Origin of the sequence: Acidovorax soli (genome assembly GCF_900107605.1) — a bacterium.
Classification (GTDB): domain Bacteria; phylum Pseudomonadota; class Gammaproteobacteria; order Burkholderiales; family Burkholderiaceae_C; genus Acidovorax; species Acidovorax soli.
The window spans coordinates 1-15574 of sequence record NZ_FNQJ01000028.1 but is presented as its reverse complement, the minus strand read 5'-3'; the positions used below and the strand labels follow the sequence as shown (position 1 = coordinate 15574).

Sequence of the window (15574 nt, the reverse complement as noted above, 5' to 3'; positions counted from 1 at the left end):
GCGCCGAAGGTCGCGCCCGAGAACGTGGCGCTGCGGGCTCAGCCGCGCCCGGTGACACGCTTGAATCGGCGAACGCTGGCGCTGCTGACCGGCGGCCTCGGCGTGGCCGTGCTGGGCGCAACGATGTGGTCATTGCAGCCGACGCATCGGCGCAGCGGCAACGAGCCGGCCGAGCTTTACAACGTCGATCGCGTCTCGCGCTCCGAAGGACTGGACCAGCTTCCCACTGATTACTCCAAGCTACCGCCTAAGGTGCCAGAGTTGGGGCCGCCGTTGCCCGGCGACCTGGGGCCGGCCATCGTGAAGTCTCAACAGCAGGCGGTGGCCCGCTACTCGCCGCCCGGCCAAGACCCCGGCGCCGCCGAGCGTGACGCGCGGCGCAAGGAGGCTGAAGCGGCAGCGGGATCGTCAGTGTTCTTCCGCTCCAGCAACCAGCGCGCCGCTACGGCGCCGACGCAGGTGGCCGCCGCCGGCCCGACATCTGGCTTAACCGGCTTCGATCCGCAGGCCGCAGGACCGGCCTCGACGGCGGCCCAGCCCGCCGACCCGACTGCCGTGCAGAACCGCCAAGACCAGAAAGAGGCGTTCCAGAAAGTCGGAACTACGGAAACCCGTAATTCCGGCATTCTGCAAATGCCGACTTCGCCGTACCAGGTGATGGCCGGCACGGTGATCGCCGCGGCGCTCGTAACGGGCATCAAGTCCGACCTGCCGGGCGACGTGATCGGCACGGTGACGGAGCCGGTGTACGACACCGCGACCGGCCGCTATCTGCTGATCCCGCAGGGATCGCGCATCTTCGGCAAATACAACAGCCAGGTCGCTTATGGGCAGAGCCGCGTGCAGGTGGTGTGGAACCGGGTCATCCTGCCGGACACGTCATCGCTCACGCTCGACAACTTGGCCGGCACTGACCCGGCCGGCTACGCCGGCCTGGAGGATGGCGTCGATTGGCATTGGGATCGCATCTTCGCTGGCGCGGCACTGACGACGCTGCTGGGCGTCGGTGCCGAGCTGGCCGCACCGGAGAATCGTCAGGGCGGCGATCGCGTCATCATCGCCGGACGCGACAGCCTGCAAGACAGTGTGAACCAGGCGGGACAGGAGATGACCCGGCGCAACCTCAACATCCAGCCGACACTGACAGAGCGGCCCGGCCTGCCGGTGCGCATCATCGTCAACCGCGACCTGGTGCTGCGGCCATACCAGCCGCTGTTCTTCAACCGGGGGACTTCACGATGAGCACAACGCGCAAACTGCGACTGGGGCCATTGCCCAAGACCGAGAGCGTCAAGCTGACCTTCGCGTGCCCGATCAGCCTCAAGGCCGATCTCGACCGCTACGCCGCGCTGCATGCGCAGGCCCACGGTGAAGCAGTCGATGCGACGACGCTGATCCCATACATGCTGGAGGCGTTCATGGCCGGAGATCGGGGATTCAGGAAAAGCGGCGGGGCTAAGGATTTATCCGTAAATAATATTGACGGGCAGTAAGGCCCCGCCTCCGAAACCAAGCTGACCACGCTTTACTATCATCAGCCACCGCATGACCAGCGCGCAGCCCAAGGGCTGCGCGTTCGCTTTCAGCGGCGAGGTGGGGATGAGAATCCCTCGACGGTTGCTTGATCGCCCGCCATGACGCGATGAGGCTTTCTGCCGCGATGCTTCTGTGTGGCTCCTGGCCCATAAAGTCGGAAGCTCTCCAAGCAACCTCGATTCGATCTAGCCCGTTGACCTGTATAGGCTTCTGATGCGACCTGCATTCAGGCAAAACGCTTGACACAAGCCATTTTTTATCGACTGATATAAAATAACGGGAGTCCGCTGCGATCCCCGCCGCGACTGCCTTGCTCGAAGGGAGATCCAAGTGGCCGTTATTGATCTTGATCGACAACTGCAAGAATTGCGAAAGGAGTTCGCCCGCACCGCTCCAGCCGGCCGGGTCGCGCTCTATGAGTCCAGGATCGAGGAACTGCGATCGACCTTTGCGAGGCACGCTGCGCTGAAGGAGGGAGACAGGGCCCCCGACTTTTCGTTGCCGGACGCCCAAGGCGGCACGGTGTCGCTGTCCGCTGCTCTCAAGCAAGGTCCTGTGGTGGTGACCTTCTATCGAGGTGGCTGGTGTCCGTACTGCAACCTCCAACTGCGGTCCTACCAGGCCTTGCTGCCCGAGTTGGCATCCTTTGGCGCAAGCATGCTGGCCATCTCACCTCAGCTTCCGGACGCATCACTGTCAACCGCGGAGCGCGAGGCGTTGACGTTTAACGTCCTGAGCGATCTGGGCAATGACGTGGCTCGCCAATTCGGGCTGGTCTATCCATTGCCGCAGGAACTGCGCGATGCCTTGAGTTCCAGCAACAAGGCGCTGCCGAGCATAAATGGGGACGCCAGTTGGGAGCTGCCCGTTCCCGCCACCTATGTGATCACGCCGAACCAGAGGATCTCGCTGGCTTTCATCGAGGTCGATTACCGGCAGCGATTGGCCCCGCAGCGACTTCTTGCGGCGCTGCAAGAGCAGGCGGTTACGTGACGCAGGCCGTCGACTTGGTGCAAGAAGCGGTAGTCGGACCGGCTGCCGCGTCGTGGCCTCAGAGATCATCCCGGAACGTCTTGCGCGGATTCTGCTGGGCCGGGCTCAGCGTCACGATCTTTGCGGGCTGGTTCGTCGTGACGCGCTTCAGTGTCACGCGCGAACTTCGCCTGTGGGATGTGACCGCGCTGCGGTTCGGCATCGGTGCCGTCATTCTTCTTCCAGTGCTGTTGCGGGGAAAGAGACGCCTATCAGCCAAGGAATGGCGTGAGGGGCTGGTCTATGCCTGCCTTTGGGGGTTGCCCTTCGTCCTGGCGGTCGCGCTCGGCCTGCAGCTCACGTCGGCCGGCCGCGCGGCAGCGATAGCGCCGACCCTGATGCCGGTATTCGCGGGCGCCTTCGCGTGGATTTTCCTGAAAGAGAAACAGGGCCGCGCGCGCTGGTGTGGCTACCTCGCCATCATCATCGGACTGGTGTGCATGGTTGCAGGCGGTGTTTCCGCTCACGGTGGCATGAACCCGATGGGCCTCATCGCCCTGATGACTGCCGCCGCCATGTGGGCCGTCTACACGCTGCTTTTTCGGCGCAGCGCCCTGACACCTGTGCAGGCCGCAGCCCTGATCTGCTTCTGGTCGGCCATCCTCTTCCTGCCGATCTATATTTTTGGCGGGCTCAGTCGCCTCGCCATGGCCTCACCCAGCGAGATCGGCTTGCAGGCCGTCTATCAGGGCGTCCTGATGAGCGGCGTTGCGATCGTTTCCTTCAATCGCTCTGTCGCGCTTCTGGGCCCATCTGCGGCCACAGCCATCATCGCCCTGATTCCGGTCGTTGCTTCGCTGGCCGCCATTCCCGTACTTGGAGAGCTGCCGTCTGGTGGAGAGTGCGTTGCACTTGCCGTCGTTGTTGGCGGCGTGCTCTTGGCAGCACGTCCTGCCCGTAAAGCAGCGAAGCCATCGATTTCCGCAACCACGAGGCATACACCATGATCCGGTTCTACTTTCATCCGACCCCCAACCCCGCAAAGATCGCGCTCTTTCTGGAGGAGACCGGTCTGGCCTACGAAGCCTTGCCGGTCGACACAAGCAAGGGCGAGCAGCATGCGCCCGCCTTTCGTGCGATCAATCCGAACGGCAAGGTACCGGCCATCGTCGATACCGAGGGGCCGGGCGGCAACGAAGTCAGGGTCTTCGACTCGACCGCCATCCTGATCTATCTGGCGGAAAAGACCGGCCAGCTTCTGGGCACGTCCGAGGATCGGCCGGAGTTGCTGTCCTGGCTGCTCTTCATCGCCTCGGGATTGGGGCCGTTCTCCGGGCAGGCGGTGCACTTCCAGTTCGCCGCACCCGAGGGCTTGGACTACGCGGCCAATCGTTACCGCCGCGAGGCGGAGCGGCACTATCAGGTTCTCAACGATCACCTGTCCGGACGCGAGTTCATCGTCGGCAGCGGTTTCACGATCGCCGACATCTCCGCCTGGGGCTGGCTCGATCGCGCTTCCCGCGTGCGCAAGGGCGCCGAGGATCCTCTGGGGCCCTTTCCCGAACTGAAGCGGTGGTTCGCAGGCGTGGATGCGCGTCCGGCGGTCGCTCGCGCCCGGGCGCTCGCCAAGAGCCATGCGTTCAAGGCGATCAACGACGAGGAGACCAAGCGTGCGCTCTTCCCGTCGAACTATCCCCCTGCATCGGCGCAAGGAGTTTGAAATGGAACTGAAGAACAAGCGGGTCCTCGTCACGGGCGGATCGAGCGGGATCGGCCTCGCGCTGGCCCATGCGCTGATCGCGCGAGGCGCCAGGGTGGTCATCACCGGAAGGCGCAGAAGCGTCCTGGACGATGCACTGCGCAGCCTTGACTCGGCGACGGGCGTCTGCGCTGACGTGGGAAGTCCCGAGGGACGCGCGGCCACGCTGGACCAGGCGATACAGACGCTGGGCGGACTCGACATCCTCGTCAACAACGCCGGCGGCGTGCGGGCTGGCCGGCTGGAGAACACCACGGAAGCCGATATCGAGCAGATGGTGATCGTCGACTTGCTCGCGCCAGTCTTGTTGACCCGCGCGGCGCTCCCCGCTCTGCGGGCCAGCGGAGATGCCATGGTGGTGAATGTCGCATCCGGCATTGCCCTGGTCGGCGCACCCTTCTATGCAACGTATGCCGCGGTGAAAGCAGGTCTGGCTCGCTTTGGCGAGGCGCTCAGGCGCGAGCTCAAGGGCGAAGGCATTCATGTGTTGACGGCCTATCCTGGAGGCACGGACACGCCGATGATGAAGTCGAATCGCGCTGGTCCCGAACTGGGGTTTTCGCGCGAGCCTGCTTCTGCGGTGGCCGATGCCATCGTCGCCGGGATCGAGGCGAACGCTTTCGAGGTCATCCGGGGCGGGGAGGCGAGAGCCCAGATGATTGCGCTCAACCGTAACGATCCGGTAGCGGTCGATGCGAGGTTCCTGACGCTCAAGAGCGCGCTGGAAGAGGCGGTCAAGGACCACAGCGCATTGTGACGACGCGGCATCAAGCACCGCATCCACTCACGAAGCCAACCACGAACCGATCCAGGAACGATCATGGCGCGCCCCAGAGAGTTTGACGAAGCAGTGGCCCTCGATGCCGCGATTCAATGCTTCTGGTCGAGGGGCTACGAAGCCACCTCGGTGCGGGACCTGGCCGACGCGATGGGTATCGCCGGCCCCAGTCTGTACAACACGTTTGGCGACAAACGCACGCTGTACCGGCAGGCGCTCGAACACTATGTCGAGCGAGGCTTTTGCGATCGGGTCCGGCGCTTCGAGTCCCAGTTGGCACCTCGTGCGGCCATCGGTGCGTTCTTCGATGAGATCATCGAATTGTCGCTGGCCGACGACCAGCGCAAGGGATGCCTGATCGTGAACTCGGCACTGGAGCTGGCACCTCACGACGCGGAGTTTCAGGCTGCACTGGCCGCTGTCTTGCGCGACATGGAGGCCTTCTTCTACCGTTGCGTCAAGGCCGGCCAAGATGCCGGCGCGATCAACATCACGTTGCCGGCCGATGATCTCGCCCGGATGCTGCTCGGCTTGCTAATGGGGCTGCGCGTCCTCGCGCGATCGCGGCCAGAACCGGAATTGCTGCGTGGGCTTGTCCGGCCCGCATTGGCGCTGCTCGATGGCGCCGGCACATCTCAACGACGGAGTCGCAAATGATCGACCTCTACTATTGGCCCACGCCCAATGGCCACAAGGTCACGATGTTTCTGGAGGAGGCTGGCCTCGAATACCGCATTCATCCTGTCGACATCAGTGCGGGCGACCAGTTCAAGCCTGAGTTCCTCGCGTTCTCGCCGAACAACCGGATGCCTGCGATCATCGACATGCAGCCGGTCGACGGCGGGGAGCCCGTGACCGTCTTTGAATCGGGCGCCATCCTGGTCTATCTTGCGGAGAAAACGGGTCGCTTCATGCCGACCGACCTGCGTGAGCGCAAGGCGGTGCTGGAATGGCTCTTCTGGCAGGTCGGTGGACTCGGCCCCATGGCCGGTCAGAACCATCACTTTGGCATCTATGCGCCCGAGAAGATCCCCTATGCCATCACGCGCTACGTCAACGAGACCAATCGCCTGTACGGTGTGCTCGACCGACGCCTGGCCGTGCAGGAATATCTCGCAGGTGAAACCTATTCGATCGCGGACATGGCGACCTACCCCTGGGTGGTGCCGTGGAAGCGCCAGCAGCAGGAACTCGACGAGTTCCCCAGTCTGCGGCGGTGGTTTGATGCGATTCGCAATCGTCCCGCGACGATCAGGGCCTATGCGCGCGGCGAGCCTTTCGCATCGCGTCCTGCGGTGACGGAGGAGGGCAAGAAGCTTCTGTTCGGTCAAACTGCCGCAGGCCCGCAGGCGCGCTGATACGTTTATGGTGCACACACCAGCGATTACTCAAAGTCAAAGCAATCACGCGACGTGGGCGTGCGCCAGCTGCTGCAGGGAGCTCGGGAATTCGTGGAGATCTTTCGAGGCGCGGGCATGATATCGCTATGACCATCGAACCGTGGGCGGACGCCCAGCTATCTGAAGATATTCCTCGGCTTGCTCAGGGCGGTGAGAGCGAGACTGTGGAATTCAAGCGAGAGCTGCCAAAGCAGGTGCGGGATCTTGCCAAGGAAATCGCGGCTTTCGCTTCCAGCAGCGGGGGCCGACTCCTTCTTGGAGTGGCAGACGACGGCTCGATTCCAGGAGTCGAAAATGCACATGACCCAGCGGCTCGAGATGATCTCGGCAGAAGGATCGTGGGCGTTTGCCAGATCATCGATCCCCCCGTCCGCCCGCAGATCGGCTGGACATCGGCAAATGGGCTCGGCGTTCTCGTCATCACTGTCGAGAAGGGTTCAGAGCCTCTGTACTACGTGGATTCGCGCGCGTACATCCGGCACGGCACGGTCTCCCGACCGGCGACGGCCTCAGAGGTTCGCGCTGCCTTGACAGCTTCCATGCCCGGGGAGGCCGCAGAAGGACCCAAGAATCATCCGGAGCTGTCTGCGCTGGCCGACGTGCTCGCCAACGTGCGACGCTGGAGCGATACGGACTCCGAGATGCGAAGCCTGAAACCCTGGATTGAAGATTGGTCGGCAGATGCGGAGGTCTATGCGTCAAAGCTGCGCGACCTGTCCGTCTCCGACTGGGCCATTGAGAGCCACGTCAATGAACGGTTGGAAGCCACAGCTGAGAAGCTCGATGAAGTCGCACAGTTCCGGCACTACCTCGGCGAAGGGGAAAACTTCAACGACGTGTGCAACTCCGCAGGCTTCGCTGCTGCGGAGTTGATGCGCGATCTGGTCGATCCTGTCGAGGTCAGCGATGAGACACAGCGAAAAGTCCTGGAGGCGATTGCCAAACTTGCCCGCAAGTTGACCCAAATGTGGGACCGTGCCAACAAAGAGATCTTCGATGGGCGTGTCGAGAAAGCCCAGCAGGAAACCTATGGCATCGGCCAGCAAATCGCCACTTGGACCTATTTCAGGCTGTCTGTTGTGCCGGAAAGCACGCTGGCCGATCTGCGCCGAATCGGTCTTAGCCTGCTCCAACTGGTGTCCATGAGGGTCTACATGGATGGCGGCGCTTCACTACAGCGCATCGTCGATGATGCTCAGACTCTTGTGAAAGAGCTGAATGCGAACGTCGAGAGTTTCCTGCAGTTCGATCGCTGAGTACTGTGTGCGCCGCCGTTTGCCCTTGGGCGGCTGCGGGCCACGGCTGCCAGAGGCGTGCTCGCTCCAGCGGTACGGTGACCGTGCGCGCACTCAGCGTCTATGCGCTGGCGCGCGCCTCAGGTCGCCGGGAAGCACAATCCCCAGGCTCCCATGCAACTCCTGACATGGATGCGGTCCGTAGCTACCCGGAACCCGAATACCCTCTAAACCCGCGTCAGATATGGGTTTGCGTCCGTCCGACGCAAATCGAAAGTCCTTGACAGCGGACATTTTTTATTGCACGCACCCGTTTGACACGATGCGCAAGGCGAACAACAATTCCGCCACTGGATCTTTCCACGCGAGTTGCCGCATAGCAACCCCATCTGCGCATCATGCGCAACTTTCAACCCTACGGGAGCCATTCCCGCAGGGTATGGCTTCACGTCTTTCAATTTGAAGCCATGCAAACCACACAACACCCACGCATCCCCGTCAATCTCATTGACCGTGGGAACAATCCACGCAAGCACTTCGATGAAGCGCACCTGAATGATTTGGCCAACAGCATCAAACAGGTCGGCGTTCTGCAGCCCATCCTGGTCCGCCCCACGGACAATGGCCGGTTCCAGATCGTCGCTGGCGAACGCCGCTACCGTGCGACCATTTTGGCCTTTGGCAACGATGAGTCGATTTCCATCCCTGCAATGGTCCAAACCATGTCTGACGAAGAGGCCGATCGCGCCGCTTTGACCGAAAACGTGGTGCGCGAAAAAATGAGCGCACTGGACGAAGCCGAAAGTGCTGCGCGCATTCTCGGCTCCTGCAAGGGCGATCGTGACGAGGCCGCGCGCATGCTCGGCTGGAACCGCACCACGCTGGACCGCCGCCTGTCGTTGATGTACGCCATCCCCAGCGTGCGCGATGCACTGCGCAACGATGACATCACCCTTGGCCACGCTGAACTGCTCGCAGTCCTGCGCAAGGAATCCCAGGAAGTGGCTCTGTCCATGCTCCTGAAACAGGAAAAACGCCCCTCGGTGGCGGCTTTCAAGGACATGCTCGAACGCATGGCGCTGTCCCTGGAATCTGCGATTTTCGTGAAGGAAGACTGCCAGAATTGCCAGTTCAACACGGGCAATCAGCAGGCACTGTTCGCAGAAACCCTCACCACGGGCAACTGCACCAACAAGCCGTGCTACGACCAGAAAACGGATGCACACTTGGAAGCACTGGCCCAGTCGCTGCGTGACGACTACCAGGTGGTCCGCATCATCCGGCCGGGTGACAACTTCACCATCATTCCACTGCGCGCCGATGGACCCAAAGGTGTCGGCACCGAACAGGCACAAGCCTGTCGGTCCTGCCAGAACTTTGGTGCTGCGGTATCCGCAGTCCCGGACAAGTTGGGGCAGGTCTACAAGGACCAATGCTCCGATACCGCCTGTAACGTGCGCATGGTCGCTGCACGGATCAAGGCCGAGACGGTCCAATCGGCGCCGCAGCAGACTCCCACTGAGACAGCCGCCAAAACCAAAGAGCAGGGCGGCCAGACGGAAGCAGCCAAAGCACCGAAGAAGGCCGCGCCCGAAAGCTCGGTTGAGCCGTCGAACGCCGTCAAGACGTACCGCGAGGAGGTCTGGCGCGCGATCTTCAAGCGTGTCGTGCAGCGTGCTGATACGGTCACCAATCGGTCGGTCCTGCTGGCCATCGTCTTGCATCGCCCCAGTGTTCTCTCATCGAGAAACCTGAGCGAAGAGACCGCCGCATTGGGCTTGAAGCACACCGAAACCAATGTGGGCAAACTGCTTGCGGATTGCCTCTCGCTCGAAAACGCACAGTTGTCTGCCGCACTGAGCCATGTCGCAGCAAGCGCCTCGGCCGATCTGGAAATTCAACACATCACGGGCATTCTCAATACCCTTGAAGTGAAGATCGAACAGCATTGGCAACTCAACGCCCAGTTTCTCGGTCGCTTGACCAAGAACGAAATCGATACCTTGTGTACCGAACTCGGAATCAAAACCGTCCTGGACGGCCAATACGCGAAGCTCCTTGCAGGCAAGAAGGATGACTTCGTGAAGGGCGTCCTCGAAATCAAGGATTTCGAATACATCGGGCTGATCCCCAAAGCCATGAAATGGCCCAAGGGCTAACCCCCGCGCTGTCATTTGCATGACAGCACCCCGAACGCCCCCCACGGCACTGACTTCGGTCATGCCCTGGGGGGTTTTCTTTTGGGCGCATCCATTTGCATATCGGTGAAACGCTGTCTAGAATGTTTCTATTGGTCTTTTGATCATTGCTCCCTGCAGCTCGCAGGCCTTGCGCTTTTCGCGCTGCATCAACCCCCACCGGGAACCACTCCCGGTATGGGCAGTGGTTCCCCTCACCAGGAACCACCATGTTTTTCACAACGCTCGCTCCCCTGCTCAACGCAGGCGCCAAGATCAAGATCGAGATCGCGGCAATGAACGATGGCGAAATCGCCTTCGACATTCACCCCATCCCCACAGCAGGCCGTCCCTTGCTCGCAAAGCGCTTCACCGGCACCGCCGCTGAGCTCGATGCCAGCATGGCCGAAATCCTCACGTCCTTTACCAGCAGCAACGTCAGCGTCGCTGAGCAAATTGCCGCGATGGATGTGATGGCCAAGGAATCCTGCAAGGAAGTCTCTGCCGCCGCCACTGCTGCGCCCAAGCCGCGGACGTCGAAACCGCTGAAAAATGCGGCTCCAGCAGGGCTTCTGGACAACGACGAGGATGACGAGGGCTCCGCAGGTTCCCCTGAGCCCCTCAGTGCTCCGAATCCCCCGGCAGAAAAAACGGGCGCCGATTTGCTGGGCGCTTTCACGCTGTAAGGAGACGCTCATGGCAGTCAAAACCACCGTCCTGACGCGCAAGTTCTCTTACGCCAGCATCTCGCTGAACGATCCCAGCCCCACCTCCTCGCCGGAAGAAGTGAAAAACTTCTACGCTGCGCAGTTCCCCGAACTGCTCACGGCCTTGGTCGAGGGGCCGGTGACCAAAAATGGTGTTTCCGTCTACACGTTCACGCGTGCAGCGGGCTCCAAAGGATGACAACCAGCATCCTCAAGGCTATGTCCGACATGGCCGCAGGCAAGGTGAATGGCGACAAGCCGTCCCCCTTGGACAACCAAACCCCCTCTGACATCAAAGGCAGCAAACAATGCTCCTCGATACTCATGCAGGTGGTGAATTCACGATTGACATCGCATCCGCTTCCGGTGCCGCAACAGGCCTTCGGTTTTTGGGGATGAATGCACCGGGTGCCGGTCTCTGGTGTCTACCAGAGATTGGTCCCGATGTTCCCCAGAGCCTGTCCACGGACAAAGAAGACCAACAACGCCTTGCCCAATTCAGCCTACAGCTGCATAAGCAAGGCGTTCGTTTGCTTGATCAAGAATTCACGACCCTGAAGGCGGCCATCGCGCCGCAAATCCTCAACATCTCCCACCTCAGAGAGCTTGGTCCGCAAATGCTGCTTCCGCTGCATTCGTGCCTGGCCATCGAAACGGAAGGGGATGCGCGATATATCACCCTGCGCGGCTGTGCGGAGTCCAATCTGTCTGTGTTCAGCCTCAAAGCCACGGTCGAGCGACTGAACCAGGTACAGGCCGGTCTGGGATGGTATGTGACAGATGCAGTGCAGATGTCTCACGCAGCCAACCTGCGCCTCTACGAGCCATCCTACTTCGGGACCTACGCAGAGATGCTTTACTTCTACGGAGCCGAGTCCGATGAAGAGTTTGCTGCCATGGCGCTGGAAGGCGAAGACCCCACACCGGAAGACATGGCCCAGTTCCTTGAAGACACCCCGATCACCAGGGCGCGTGTCGTCGAATCTTTCGGCGGACACGCGCATCTGCTGGGCTGGGGTGAACCGGCAAAGCCCGTCAAGGCGAGCCAGATTCAATGGGCGTCATTGACCCCTCAGGACGCAAAGCTGCTCAAGGCGGCTCAGCAATTCATTCGACAAGCCAAGAAGGTCTCCAAACTGACCGCACCGTTCGAGGAACGGGACACGGGCGCCGACTTTGGCGCACTCGCGATCATCGTGTGGGATGACCCGGACATCGGCATCGAAATCATGGATGCGGCAGAAAGGGATTCCTACGAATGCGGCGAGGGCGCAGAGATCATTTTTGACCTTCGCGCTGACATCGACAAGCCAGAGACCTGGCCAGCCCTCATCACCGCCTACAAGGCACAAATGGGTCTTTACGCCCAACTGTGCACATTTCTACGGCTCTTGCCGGAAAAGGAAATTTGATGCTCGAATCATCACTCAAAATTGACAGTGCAGCACTGCAATTGAGCAAGGCCATTCTTGTTTATGCAGGTGACTCTGAAGCCATCGCGACCATCCACCAGGTGGCCAGCGTGAACAACAAACCCACCATCCAGGCTGGCCGGTTGTTCACCTATTCGGACCTGGAGGCGCTTCACGGCGGCCTGTCCGATTCGGCCAACAAGCACGGCGCGGTATGGGTTGAGCCAACCCTGCTGGCCTACGGCGGCGGCAAGACCATCTGGTACAGCGAGCCTGGCAAACGCGCCATGTTCTTCAAGACCAATGGATCAGCAGGTGAAAAATTGGAAGCGAGTGCACTGCTCCCCGTCCCCGGATTGGTATGGATGCGTGAACGCGAATTCCTCTACGTTTACGCCTTTCGTGGGGCCAAGCGGCCTGACTACGACACAAAGCTCTGCCAGGCGCCATTTTTCAACGTCTACGACTCCGGTCGTGTCTGCGAGGGAACGGCCATCAAACCACCGGAAGACGCACCCAACATTGCATGGGAGAACGCGTTTTTCCAAAGCCGATTCACCCATGCCAATGTCCATGAGAGGAATCGGCTGATTCAAGGCATGGAGCCTCTCGTCTTCTGGACAGAGATGCTTCTTGCACCGAAACAAACCTTCCCACCCAAACGTCTGGTTGATCTGGACATCACGGTGGGAGACCTCACGAAAATGAAGGTAAAGCAATGAACATCGAACAGGTTCTTCGGGACCAGTTTCCCGTCATCCATGCCGCACGGTCCGTACCTCATCAGCCCCTGGCTGAAACTGGGGTGCGGTATGTGGTGTCAAGTCAGGGCCTCTGGCGCGAGCTGAGTACCGCCTGGCTCTATGCCTTGTTGCCCCTGGCCAAGGCGCCATCGGCCATGATCCCCTTCGGCTCGTTGGAAAGCACTGTTGAATTTCGCTGCAGTGCTCCACCCGTCGAGTTCTGGCGGATGTTCAAGGCCCACGCCCAACAGCATCTTCCCAACGAAGCCGCTGCGGCCTTTGTGTGGGATGAAGTCCTCGACGACTGGCGATTCGCCATTCGCCATCCTCTGTCACAGGGGCGGGCGCACATCGACTACAAGGAAGTCGTAACAAAGGAGGGCGAGCATATCGTGTTCGATCTCCACAGCCATGGCCTGTTTCCCGCAGGCTTCAGTGAGACCGACGACAAGGACGACCTCGGCAGCATCAAAATTGCCGCCGTTCTTGGCAACGTAGGGGAAGGAAACACCCTCGTTTGTCGGCTCAACGCCATTGATCAACGCCTTGCCATCGACATCGATGCACACGGGCAACTCAAGGTTCATCTCCATGGAACACTCCATTCATCCTGAGCTTCTCACGAAGCAAGTGAATGTTCTGGTGGTGGGCGCAGGCGGGACAGGCAGCCGGGTCATCGAGGCCCTGGTCAACCTGCACCGGGCCCTCATCGCCAAAGGCCATCCCGGCGGCCTCAATGTCACGGCGATGGATGCTGACATCGTTTCGCAGTCCAACATCGGCCGACAGGCTTTCTACCAACCGGACGTCGGGACGTACAAGGCCATCACGCTGGTGAATCGGGCCAACATGGCGCTCAACGGCACGGCCGTCTGGAAAGCATCAACGGATCTGCTCGATGAGAGTACCAATCTGCGAGATTTCCAGCTGGTGATCGGCGCGGTGGACAACCGCTTGGCTCGCTACGCGATCATGCAGGCTATGATGAAGACGTCCTACAAGATGGCCTATTGGCTTGATTTTGGGAACAAAACCTCACAAGGCCAGGCCATCCTCGGCGAGATCGCTGCCGACAGGCGGGCCATGCGTGAAATCAATCGCCTGCCGCATGCCGGCGAACTCTTTCCTGACTTGGTGAACCCCCTTGTCACGAATGACGACGATGGCCCATCCTGCTCCCTCGCGGAAGCGCTGGAGCGGCAGTCGCTCTACATCAACCAGGCGGTAACGATCCAGGGCATGAGCATTCTCTGGAACCTGTTCACCAAAGGGGTCATCAACAATCACGGTGCTTTCATCGACCTCGATCAGAGCACGGTGCTACCCATGCGGATTGACCCCACTCACTGGGCGCGTTTTGGCTTCAAGCCAAAAGCACCACGCAAAAAGGCGCAAACCGCCTGACTTGCACTTCAAACAAAAACCCCCTTGGTCACCCAAGGGGGTTTTTTCTTGGTTTGCCAAACGGCTCGCTTTAGCCCACACCTTTCAAAATCGCCCCGGCCACGACCGGATCGATGACCCGTCGCCGCGCCAGATCATTGACCATTTCGCACATAGGAAAGAAATCGTCAGACTTGACGTTGCCCTGCAGTTGCTTTTCCAGCTTCATCCATTCGCCCTCCTCGATGCGCTGGCGAGCCTGTTCGCCGGGCATCAGCACATCGCACACCATGGAGTACCCCCTACCATTGGAGTGAGGTGCAAGATCTTGCCGAATGACCGCCATCAGCGACCACGCCATCACAGAGCGCATGGCCCCGGCCTGATCGCCCGTCAGCGCAAGCAGCTTTCGCAAGGTGCCCGTGATGGATCGCCCATGGGTCGTCACAATCATGAGCGCCCCCGATTCCCCACCAAAAATTGCCGCTTCCGCAGATTCCTTGTCTCGAACCTCGCTGGCCAGGATGGCATCTGGCGAATGCCGCATGGCATCGCGCAGGCCACTGGCAAAGGTATCGACGTCCGTCCCGACCTCCCGCTGCGTGAACACTGAATGCTCACGCTTCATGGGGAATTCGATGGGGTCCTCCACCGTAACAATGTGGCTTGCCGTGTTCTTGTTCAGCCAGTCAAGAATGGACAGCGCCGTGGATGTTTTGCCGCTTGCGGTGGGGCCCGTGATGACCAGCAAGCCTCTGGGGTTCCCCTTCAGACAGTTCAAAAGAGGGGCGGGCAATCCAAGACTGTCGAGTTCTTGTGGTGGCCGTGTGACCCGAATCACCATCGAATTGCGGCCACGCTTTTGCTGGAAAAGTGAAACCCTCAAATACTCGCCGGTTGGGGTGCTGGCAGAACGGCTCACCGAACCGTGCTCCTTCAATGCCGGCCCCACGTTTTGTACCCAGTAGTCTTGCGCGTCGGTGGTGACGGGTTGCTCGCCAAGGAAATGGCAGAAAAAATCCTGAATGTCTTGCTGCGTGACCACCATGTCGGTCCCGGGAATCTTCAATTCCGACAGGCCGACCACCCCCTGGGCTGACTTGATTGTCACCGGCTCGCCTTCGCAGATCAGCAAATCAGTGAACGAACCAGCGAAAACAAGCGATGCATTGATGGCGCCCACAAGCCGATGCTTTTCGTGCGCAAAGTAGTTGATTTCCGAGACCTCCATCCCGCTGCTGCTCAGGACAGGTGTATCGCCCCGCGTTGCATATTGCTCGTTCATCGATTTCCCCTTTAGACGCATTTACTTGCTCAGATGCAATGGATTACCCAGAATCCATCCACACATTTATGAAAACGGCCAAACCCAAACACGGGGTCTCCTCGTTTTCAGTGCAATAAGTGACGGTACGCAAAGCTAGCACTGGCGCGGGGGTGGTCTGGGTAGACCGTTGATTTCATTGACTTTC

At 60.4% G+C, this 15574-nt stretch carries 17 protein-coding genes; 16 read left to right on the top strand and 1 reads right to left on the bottom strand.

Annotated elements, in window-relative coordinates:
* Positions 1-633: 633 nt before the first annotated feature.
* From BLW02_RS20450 to BLW02_RS15310, 16 genes are all read left to right on the top strand, one after another.
* The gene (locus BLW02_RS20450) at positions 634-1242 is read left to right on the top strand and encodes a TraB/TrbI/VirB10 family type IV secretion system protein (RefSeq protein ID WP_369794879.1); all 609 of its coding nucleotides are present in this window, start codon (positions 634-636) and stop codon (positions 1240-1242) included.
* Complete coding sequence (locus BLW02_RS15380; RefSeq protein ID WP_092699994.1) at positions 1239-1493, top strand: DUF2274 domain-containing protein; 255 nt, start codon at positions 1239-1241, stop codon at positions 1491-1493. Before BLW02_RS20450 ends, BLW02_RS15380 begins: the two co-directional genes overlap by 4 nt.
* A gap of 373 nt (positions 1494-1866) precedes the next feature.
* Positions 1867-2529 (top strand): peroxiredoxin-like family protein, encoded by a 663-nt coding sequence (locus tag BLW02_RS15375; protein ID WP_013521175.1) that lies wholly within the window; start codon positions 1867-1869, stop codon positions 2527-2529.
* Between the two features lie 80 nt (positions 2530-2609).
* Positions 2610-3515 (top strand): DMT family transporter, encoded by a 906-nt coding sequence (locus BLW02_RS15370; protein WP_238323270.1) that lies wholly within the window; start codon positions 2610-2612, stop codon positions 3513-3515.
* On the top strand, positions 3512-4228 hold the full coding sequence (locus tag BLW02_RS15365; RefSeq protein ID WP_013521173.1) for a glutathione S-transferase family protein: 717 nt from the start codon (positions 3512-3514) through the stop codon (positions 4226-4228). The genes BLW02_RS15370 and BLW02_RS15365 overlap by 4 nt, the downstream gene beginning before the upstream one ends.
* A gap of 1 nt (position 4229) precedes the next feature.
* The gene (locus tag BLW02_RS15360) at positions 4230-5024 is read left to right on the top strand and encodes an SDR family NAD(P)-dependent oxidoreductase (RefSeq protein WP_013521172.1); all 795 of its coding nucleotides are present in this window, start codon (positions 4230-4232) and stop codon (positions 5022-5024) included.
* A gap of 63 nt (positions 5025-5087) precedes the next feature.
* The gene (locus BLW02_RS15355) at positions 5088-5702 is read left to right on the top strand and encodes a TetR/AcrR family transcriptional regulator (RefSeq protein ID WP_013521171.1); all 615 of its coding nucleotides are present in this window, start codon (positions 5088-5090) and stop codon (positions 5700-5702) included.
* A complete protein-coding gene (locus tag BLW02_RS15350) occupies positions 5699-6403 on the top strand; it encodes a glutathione binding-like protein (RefSeq protein WP_013521170.1) in 705 nt (234 codons plus the stop codon). Before BLW02_RS15355 ends, BLW02_RS15350 begins: the two co-directional genes overlap by 4 nt.
* Positions 6404-6531: 128 nt before the next feature.
* The gene (locus BLW02_RS15345; protein ID WP_092699992.1) at positions 6532-7701 is read left to right on the top strand and encodes an AlbA family DNA-binding domain-containing protein; all 1170 of its coding nucleotides are present in this window, start codon (positions 6532-6534) and stop codon (positions 7699-7701) included.
* A 446-nt stretch (positions 7702-8147) separates the two neighbouring features.
* Complete coding sequence (locus BLW02_RS15340) at positions 8148-9839, top strand: PRTRC system ParB family protein (protein WP_092699990.1); 1692 nt, start codon at positions 8148-8150, stop codon at positions 9837-9839.
* 248 nt (positions 9840-10087) lie between these two features.
* A complete protein-coding gene (locus BLW02_RS15335) occupies positions 10088-10543 on the top strand; it encodes a PRTRC system protein E (protein WP_092699988.1) in 456 nt (151 codons plus the stop codon).
* A 10-nt stretch (positions 10544-10553) separates the two neighbouring features.
* Positions 10554-10763: a PRTRC system protein C gene (locus BLW02_RS15330; RefSeq protein WP_092699986.1), complete on the top strand. Its 210-nt coding sequence runs from the start codon at positions 10554-10556 to the stop codon at positions 10761-10763.
* Between the two features lie 109 nt (positions 10764-10872).
* The gene (locus BLW02_RS15325; protein ID WP_092699984.1) at positions 10873-11976 is read left to right on the top strand and encodes a PRTRC system protein F; all 1104 of its coding nucleotides are present in this window, start codon (positions 10873-10875) and stop codon (positions 11974-11976) included.
* Positions 11976-12698 (top strand): PRTRC system protein B, encoded by a 723-nt coding sequence (locus tag BLW02_RS15320; protein WP_092699982.1) that lies wholly within the window; start codon positions 11976-11978, stop codon positions 12696-12698. Before BLW02_RS15325 ends, BLW02_RS15320 begins: the two co-directional genes overlap by 1 nt.
* Positions 12695-13333, top strand: a complete 639-nt coding sequence (locus tag BLW02_RS15315; protein WP_092699980.1) for a PRTRC system protein A — start codon at positions 12695-12697, stop codon at positions 13331-13333. Before BLW02_RS15320 ends, BLW02_RS15315 begins: the two co-directional genes overlap by 4 nt.
* Entirely contained in the window at positions 13311-14123 is an 813-nt protein-coding gene (locus tag BLW02_RS15310) for a PRTRC system ThiF family protein (protein ID WP_092699979.1), read from the top strand. Before BLW02_RS15315 ends, BLW02_RS15310 begins: the two co-directional genes overlap by 23 nt.
* A gap of 70 nt (positions 14124-14193) precedes the next feature.
* Here the strand turns inward: BLW02_RS15310 and BLW02_RS15305 are convergent, their stop codons facing one another.
* Positions 14194-15387, bottom strand: coding sequence for a type IV pilus twitching motility protein PilT (locus BLW02_RS15305; RefSeq protein ID WP_159433793.1), 1194 nt, complete (start codon positions 15385-15387; stop codon positions 14194-14196).
* Between the last annotated feature and the right edge of the window lie 187 nt (positions 15388-15574).